Raw genomic sequence first — 7,804 nt, forward strand, 5'->3', positions numbered from 1 at the left:
TGGTTTGATTATTATCGTCAAGCTGCGTAACTAAAATCTCCCAAGTTTAATTCTACGGGATTGACGGCAGGGGTCATATCGTTCATTGGCAAACCGGTTTGATACTTGATGTGCAAACCTGTAAAGGGTCAATCCACGATTTTAAGCTGTATAAAGATACTTGTCCTGATTGGTTACCTGAGAACACTAACTATCTAGCAGACAGTGGTTATCAAGGGTTAGCAAAGCTACATAACCAAACTTTCACACCATTTAAGAAACCTCGTGGTGGTCAGTTATTGGAGATATGCAAACAGGCCAATCACTATCTGGCAAAGTTCCGTATTGTGGTTGAGCACAAAATAGGCTTAATCAAGTTGTTTAAAATCGTGGCTCATAAATATCGCAACCGTCGTCAGCGCTATGATCTTAGAATGAAGCTATTTGCTGGTATCATTAATTCCGAGCTTAAATTATGACTTTTGCAAGAGGTCTACTATTACCGTATTTAAACGATGCATAAAATACACCATCGTCTCTTTTTTTTCAATAGACCTTTAGCCTATTTACCTTTATTATTTAGATAACAATTGTAAGATACAATTGTTATCTAAATAATAAAATAGGAAGAGCGTATGTTGCCTGAGTCATTTTTAATTCCTTATTCAGTTACAGATGTTCCCTCGGGAAGTTTTTTAGTGTTTGCTCCTCATCCTGATGATGAGGTATTTTCTATGGGAGGTACCTTAATTCAGGCATCCAATCGTGGACAGTCTATTACTATCGTTTACATGACAAATGGTGAGCTAGGAGGTAACGCTGATATAAGAATAGCTGAGGCAGTTTCAGTATGTAAATCTATTAACGCTGAACCAGTTTTTTTAAATATCGCAGATCGATCAGTAAAAGCGAATAAAAGTTTATTTCAACAAATAAAAAAACTTATTATAGAGTTAAAGCCCGCTAACGTCTTCTTTCCTTCACCACAGGAATTTCATGTAGATCATAGAGCTACCTCAGTTTCTGTCTGGATAGGGCTGCAAGAAGCTAAATTTTCTGGAGAAGCTTATTGTTACGAAGTAAGCCGTCAATGTGATTGTAATACTCTGATAGACATAACGTCACTTATAGAAGCTAAAGAAAGACTATGTAACCTATACACATCTCAGCTCACTGAAAATAATTATATTGAAGTAGTTAAAGGTATTAATAAAGCCCGTACTTATACTCTTCCATCTGAGACTGCATACGCAGAAGGGTTTTTGAAAATCAACAATATTTATCGGAATCAGAAAAAGTTCTTCAAAGACCTCCATGAAGATGTTTTTCTTAATACATTACCAAATGATAGCCCCATAATTTCCTATCTAGTCCGTACTAAAAATCGTCCTGAACTTTTAAAGCGCTGTTTGATCAGTTTAGTTAATCAAGCTTATAAAGCAAACTTAGACATTGTCGTCGTCAATGATGGCGGAGAGAATATCGATGAAATATGTGCTCCCTTTAGAAATAAATTCCATCGTTTAAAGCAGGTTGATATACCAAAATCGATAGGACGTTCAGGTGCTGCTAATACTGCACTTATCAACGCTAAAGGCAATTTCATTAATTTCTTAGATGATGACGATGAGATAGATAGCGTGCATACTCAGGTTTTTTTGAACCATTGGCGTAGAAATAATGATATAGAGGTGCTTTATCGTGGCGTTAGAGTTTTGAACGATGATGGGGATTTAATAAGACTTTATAACGAACCTTATAATATAGGTAGAATGATATTTAATAACTTTATTCCTATCCACGCAGTAACCTTTACAAGAAAATTTATTGATATTGGTTGTCGTTTTGACGAAAACTTAAAATCTATGGAAGATTGGGATTTTTGGATTCAACTTTCACGTCTTACAGACTTTTACCATGTTCCTAGAGTGACTGCCTCTTACCACTTGGTAGGGTCATCTGCTGCATCTCCGCATATGAGCAAAATTTATGATAATCATGGCTATGTCAGCTTAGTACGAGAAAAATGGCTGCCTAAATGGTCTGCTGTTGAACTAGACAGAATGATTCGATTCTTAGAACATCAAAATGAGAAACGTTTAGACGCTGAAATTGATAGTATTCGTCAATCTTTGACACGCACTGTTACAAGTGAGAAAAGCGATGAATGAAATATTGCTTCTAACTGACCACGAATGGCTTGATGATTATAGTGATAAAAAATACCGTTTTATTTTTTTAACACTCAATTCTACACAAGTTTCTACTATAAATTTATTTATGCTGGCAGCATCACGCCTATCTTATCATGGTGAATTTATTATTAGAATAAACTATGAAAGCACCTATCATGATATCGAAAAATGGGCAAAAGCATTTGATTTTTCAATTATAGATAGTAGTACAAGCCAAAACTCTCTAAGACATATATCACAATCGCAGCGGTATATTTTTCGCTTTGATGGTCAGCCAACTAAACCCGGTTATGAAATAGCGCTTGCTAATGAATTTACTGAAAGCTGCATTGATCTATTTAAGAATGTTTTTGGCACACCTATCTCTCAAGAGTTTTGGAACTGGAAGTATCCAAAAGACAGAGCGGTTTCTTCTGTGGTAGCGCTAAGAAATAGCAAGGTTGTGGCACATTATGGTTCATGTGATAGAAGTGGAATCTACAATAATAGGTCTTTTGGGTTAATTCAAGCATGCGATGTCATGGTAGCACCGACTGACCGCGGAGCAATATCATCGAGTGTCTTTTTTGAACTTGCAAAACTCGGTGAAAAGACTTTTTATGCTAAAGACTCTGCTGTTTTAGTCGCATACGGGTTTCCACACGGTCGTCATTATAAACTAGGCGCTAGACTCAAACTTTACACACCCGTTAGCCCTATCTTTGAAGTGATTTTTGATATACCTGACACGGTAGAGGATGCTTCTGCTCTAGATATTAATTGTATCTATTCTAAATCAGATGTTTCTTCAGCCTTGAAGTTCATGTATTCACTAAAAGACACATTAATCCTTGATAGAGATTATCAGTATTTGTTAAAGCGCTATATCTATCACCCAGAGTTTGAATATAAGGTTTATTGGTTCGCAGAATGTTTGTTCATAATCAGACCCTTAAATGGTAAACTCTTTTTGATGGATTACTGGGGAGATTTAACGAAATATTCACATAATCTTAACTTATTCACTAATGCTTTATCCACTGTATATCCCGGATACCATCTGCATTTATGGTGCTTAGAAGATATCTCGACATCATTTATTAATCATAAAGAAATCAAGAATACTGGTGCTGTTTTCGTTTTAAAAAAATACAGCTCTGAGCTACCAAATTTTAGAAAATGGTGGGTTATGATGGGTGATACAGAGTTCTTATAAAAAAGGAGTTTTATTTTGCTTAAAATATATACCTATCACCCTTCTAGAATAAGTAATGAACTATCTGCTATTGTTCAAAATGCCGTTTTACCTGGACTAAAAACAGGTTTAGAAAAGCTTGGCATAGATTATGATTACCAACCTAATAAACCTATTGCTAACGGTGATGACCACTGTCGTCAAATCCGTAGAACCAAACTTGGGAGATTTTAATTACGCAGCTTGACGATAATAATCAAACCACACCTGTCTTGGCGATTTATAGCTCAAGCCCTTTTGAATCCTAGTTTGGTTGTAATATAGCTCGATGTATCTAATGATATCGGTAATGGCGGCAAACCTTGTTTTATAATCCTTATGATATACCAGCTCATTCTTTAATATGCTCCAGAAGCTTTCTATGGGTGCGTTATCAAAGCAATTACCTTTGCCACTCATTGAGCCTATAAACTGGTGCTGTTTAATGATTTTATGATACGCATGGCTACAGTATTGACTACCTCTGTCTGAGTGCACAATTAACCCTTTATTAGGTCGTTTGTTTTTGATTGCCATATTTAGTGCTTTGCAAACTAAGTCAGCAGTCATGCGTTTGTTGATAGCGTAACCGACCAACTCTTTGGTATATAAATCTTTCACTCCTGCTAAGTACAGCCAGCCCTCATTTGTCCAGATATAAGTAATATCGCTCACCCAAGACTCATTAGGGCAACTGGCATCAAACTGCTGATCCAGCACATTCGGATAAACTAGCTTGTTGTGGTTTGAGTCAGTAGTGACTTTAAAGCGCTTATGACGACGGCATTTGATGCCGTGTTCCTCTTTGATGCTTCTTACCATATACAGGCTAATGTTGTGGCCTTGTTTGCTTAGATGAGCATGCAGTCGATCTACGCCATAACATTCTTTCGTTTCACTGTGAGCAGCTTTAACCAGTAATTCAGACTGGTTGCGGTGTATCTGTTGGTCACTGATGTCACGACTAATCCAGTCGTAATAGCTTGAGGGCTTAACCCTTAACACACGGCACATAGTAGTTATGCTAAATATCTTCTGGTTATTCTTGATAAAGGCGTACTTCACTAACTGTGCTTGGCAAAGTACGCCGTCGCCTCATTCGAGCATAGCTCTTATCTTGCGTCGGGGCGAAGCAGTGCTTCGCTTTATCCCTCCTCATTTAGGATCTCGCGTTCCTCTTCAGCCACTTTAAGCTGCCGCTTGAGCTGCTTTATTTCTTGAAGAGCACTCATAAGATCAGGATCATATTGATCTGTGCCGACAAGCTTGCCTTGATTGGCTTTGTTATGCCAATTTGAGAGCGTTTGCATGGCAATGCCAAGCTGCTTTGCGGTAGCCGAGATATTGCCATTATTGTCTGATATCTTCTTGACAGCTTCTGCTTTAAATTCGTCACTGTAGGTTCTTATTTTCTTGGTCATGATAAACTCCGATTAATACGCTTAGTTTACCAAGTTTAGTTGTACGGTTTCTTCAGCATAGCTCATAGAGCCTACCGAATTGGGCAAGATAAAGAGGTTTACGTGTACTATCCATCTATTGCAGCAAACGATTTTGAGACGTTTGAGATTAAACTGGATAAGCTACTATCAAGTAAGCGTAGTCTTGCTGATGATATGTTGAAACCAAACGTAGAGCTCACTCAAGAACTGATTCAGTTGATTTATTGAGTAAGACTTTTAACAAAGGGCGGGGTTATATTTAATCCTTATTTACTACTGCCGTTAATTATTAGTGACATAGATAAAGGTATGACGCCCTAACGATCTAGCAGAAATTTCATAGCAGTAGAAAGTTTAATAAATTTATCCTAGTTATTGTTTTCTTCTAGAGTGTACCGTTTTTTTAAGTTAAACATCTGATTCACAAGTGATAATTTTTTTCAGTATTGAACGTCAAAGAAGTATAAGCACCACTTATATGCTCATACCCTAAAATATCTTATATATACATAAGCCAGTCAAGCGACATTGAGGCCTCATAACCTTGCACTTTGTATAGACAAGATGAAGCTTGGCAGTCAAAGTTAAGATCTACGGTATAGTCTCCAGTATACGCCGCCTCAAATTGGACTGCGGTTGTACCATCTGCGTCAATTACTTCAGAGATAATATCTCCGTAACGATCATAAATAGTTAAAGTCACATTGCGACAACGCATAGCGCAAATAGCGGCAAGCGCATAAGACTCACCAGATGAGAAAGACATAGACTCGCTAATTGATGATGAATCGCTTAGTTGACCAACCAGATAATGATCATTTATAGGAGAGTATTCGACATTATTAATCATATGATAACTGGTTTTTGTGAACTCGCTGTCAATAAAATTCATTACGAATCCTATTTGAGACATCTCGTCAATCTTTGCCTGAGCTTTATCATTACCTTGATAGGCTGATTTCTTAAACCAATCATAGGCTTTTACTTGGTTCTTTGGTATTCCAAACCCATAATAATACATTTGCCCTATATTAGACTGTGCCATTGCATGGTTTTGCATGGCGGCTTTTTGATACCATTCAAACGCTTTATTATAACTCTGACTCACGCCCTCGCCTGAGTAGTATTTAAGGCCGAGACTATATTGAGCGCTAGGATCACCTTGGTTAGCTGATGTTTGTATTTGCGAGAGATTGGTATCGGCCATTGCTGGAACGACTAAGGCTAAAGATAACAACAGTGGGATACTACAATTAGCCATTTTTGCCCATGAGTTTGTCATTGTCAGTATCCTTAATGTGAGTGTTAGATGTATAAAAAAGTACTATTTTCTGTTTATTATACAAAGCTTCAGACTATGTAGTATTACTTAGATATAATTTTTTATAAGAAGCATTGCACGTGTTCTTAAAAGTGAATTCAGACTGGTATAGTCGATACCAAATAAAGTAGATCTATACCATAGCTTCGCATAACTGGGATAAATTTTTCTGGCTTGCTGGGTCTACGCTAGGTCGAGCCTACAAAGCTTATATTTATAAAGCGGAAGTCTCAGTCGCGCTGTAGCGCTTTTAAATTGAAAAGACCCTAATCAAACATAACGTGTTAAAAAATTAAAACAGCACACCTTTAAATAGTAACGTGTCATTATTTTGCTCGAAGTACAGTGGTAACTCTTTGTCTTTGCTTTTAGTAACTGCACACCCCACGATGTATTGGTTTGAAGATAACTCTTCTAACCGAGCCATATTTTCTCTAATCGCATCTAATGAGCAGTCCTTAAGGGTATTAGCATCAATACTTCGTATTTTATCCACGTCATCTTTATAATATTGAAAACTCTCTATACCTGAACACCGTGAAGGGTTGTTACTAATACATTCTTGTGCTTCCTGAACTTTAGAGGCAGCTTTTGAATGAAACGCATCATCAGCTTGCAATCGTAGTTTACCAATTGTGAATCTTTCAACACTTATGACATGTGACGGCGTACAAGTGCCAGAGGTGGTGTATTGCACAGTTGTTATCAAGTAGTTTGAATCTAGCAAATTTGGATTTAACTCAGAAATCGGCACTTCGAAAGAGTTCATTGATGAGGATGGTGGCGGGTTAGTTTTATTATCCATTGTGCTCAAGATATAGTTAACATTGGACTTCGACTCTATTTGTGTCAAAAAGCTATTTTGATCGTAATTACATCCGCCACCGTCCATTCCAAAGCAGCCGACAAGGCCTAAGCTAAGAGTACCTAAAATTGTTATCAAATCTGCTACATTAAAGTGCATGCTGTCACCTTCTTTCTTATATTTAAAATATAATGAATATTATTTAAATATAAACTTTTTAATGACTTTTGCAAATAGTCATTAAAGTGAATTTATACTTGCGGTATTCATTTTTTTAAGTCAATATAATATTTAAAGGAGAGTATATTTGAACAAGGACGTTTAGTATGAGCAGATTAAGGTGGCTTGTAAGCTCCAGCGTTATCACATTATCAATCCTAACGATTGCCTCTCAATCTAGTGCCTCAGAAACCTCTCATAATTGTGCGCCAAAATATAAAGACCTTCAGGAAACTGAAGGTCTTTATATTTTGGAGGATCTAGTTGAAGTTGAAAGAAATGGTAAATATGGCTTTATAAACAAGAATGGTCAAAACGTTATACCTATTGAATATGACTCCATACACCCTGAATTTTCAGAAGGTTTATTGGGTGTTGAAAAAGAAGGTAAATATGGTTTTGTAAATAAGAATGGCAAAGAAGTTATTCCTATCGAATATGACTATGTAGGATATTTTTCAGAGGATTTAGCAGCTGTTGGCCGAGAAGGTAGGTCTGGCTTTATTGATAAGCAGGGAGAAGTAGTTATTCCGATTGAATATGATGATATTAATAGACCTCTTGCAAAAGTCATAAGCTAAGCTCGAAATTAACAAGACCGGCGAACAGCTTCATTCTAAGATCATAGCG

Annotated in this window: 8 protein-coding genes and 1 pseudogene; 6 read left to right on the forward strand and 3 right to left on the reverse strand. The window is 36.9% G+C overall.

Features of this window, described 5'->3' with window-relative positions; translation table 11 throughout:
* The first annotated feature begins 77 nt into the window (after window positions 1–77).
* From HCZ91_RS13650 to HCZ91_RS13665, 4 genes are all read left to right on the forward strand, one after another.
* Window positions 78–458 (forward strand): transposase family protein, encoded by a 381-nt coding sequence (locus tag HCZ91_RS13650; RefSeq protein ID WP_237182801.1) that lies wholly within the window; start codon window positions 78–80, stop codon window positions 456–458.
* A gap of 156 nt (window positions 459–614) precedes the next feature.
* Window positions 615–2,150, forward strand: coding sequence for a PIG-L family deacetylase (locus HCZ91_RS13655; RefSeq protein WP_179799774.1), 1,536 nt, complete (start codon window positions 615–617; stop codon window positions 2,148–2,150).
* A complete protein-coding gene (locus tag HCZ91_RS13660; RefSeq protein WP_179799775.1) occupies window positions 2,143–3,369 on the forward strand; it encodes a GNAT family N-acetyltransferase in 1,227 nt (408 codons plus the stop codon). The genes HCZ91_RS13655 and HCZ91_RS13660 overlap by 8 nt, the downstream gene beginning before the upstream one ends.
* Window positions 3,370–3,384: 15 nt before the next feature.
* Window positions 3,385–3,582 (forward strand): hypothetical protein, encoded by a 198-nt coding sequence (locus HCZ91_RS13665; protein WP_179799776.1) that lies wholly within the window; start codon window positions 3,385–3,387, stop codon window positions 3,580–3,582.
* Here the strand turns inward: HCZ91_RS13665 and HCZ91_RS13670 are convergent.
* Window positions 3,583–4,808: pseudogene (locus HCZ91_RS13670) on the reverse strand (IS3 family transposase).
* Window positions 4,809–4,910: 102 nt separating this feature from the next.
* Here HCZ91_RS13670 and HCZ91_RS13675 point away from each other — a divergent pair.
* Window positions 4,911–5,057: a hypothetical protein gene (locus tag HCZ91_RS13675; RefSeq protein ID WP_257020082.1), complete on the forward strand. Its 147-nt coding sequence runs from the start codon at window positions 4,911–4,913 to the stop codon at window positions 5,055–5,057.
* Window positions 5,058–5,328: 271 nt separating this feature from the next.
* Here the strand turns inward: HCZ91_RS13675 and HCZ91_RS13680 are convergent, their stop codons facing one another.
* Together HCZ91_RS13680 and HCZ91_RS13685 are read right to left on the reverse strand one after the other, a co-directional pair.
* Complete coding sequence (locus HCZ91_RS13680) at window positions 5,329–6,111, reverse strand: tetratricopeptide repeat protein (RefSeq protein ID WP_179799777.1); 783 nt, start codon at window positions 6,109–6,111, stop codon at window positions 5,329–5,331.
* Window positions 6,112–6,442: 331 nt separating this feature from the next.
* A complete protein-coding gene (locus tag HCZ91_RS13685) occupies window positions 6,443–7,114 on the reverse strand; it encodes a hypothetical protein (protein WP_179799778.1) in 672 nt (223 codons plus the stop codon).
* A 167-nt stretch (window positions 7,115–7,281) separates the two neighbouring features.
* Between HCZ91_RS13685 and HCZ91_RS13690 the strand changes: the two genes are divergently transcribed.
* On the forward strand, window positions 7,282–7,755 hold the full coding sequence (locus tag HCZ91_RS13690; protein WP_179799779.1) for a WG repeat-containing protein: 474 nt from the start codon (window positions 7,282–7,284) through the stop codon (window positions 7,753–7,755).
* The last annotated feature ends 49 nt before the right edge of the window (window positions 7,756–7,804 follow it).

Source organism: Psychrobacter sp. BI730, assembly GCF_013414195.1.
GTDB lineage: Bacteria > Pseudomonadota > Gammaproteobacteria > Pseudomonadales > Moraxellaceae > Psychrobacter.